1 protein-coding gene is annotated in these 263 nt (G+C 40.3%); it reads right to left on the bottom strand.

Annotated elements, in window-relative coordinates; genetic code table 11:
• Positions 1 to 263: nucleoside phosphorylase-I family protein (locus ACR9ZK_RS22335; protein WP_481344125.1), on the bottom strand; the 263-nt coding region annotated here is incomplete at both ends.

The raw sequence follows: 263 nt of genomic DNA on the forward strand, positions 1-263 counted from the left end.
GTACCGCAGGATCTTTTCTGTAGAAAATATCACTGCTGTGAACATTGATAGACTTAGTTTTTAACGAAAGCTCTTCTGCCGTTCTGTTGATGGTATCATAGATACTCCCCTGGTGCGGAAGTATTTCATCTTCTATTTCCCAGGCATATTTGGCGTAAGTACTTTCACTGGCCGCATTTTCAACATTTAAAATATCAAAAAGCTTCAGGTCGGTACTATAGGCACCACAGGTTCCGATTCTGATGATAGTGTCTACCTCATAT

Source organism: Monashia sp. HAY1-5C, from assembly GCF_056755255.1.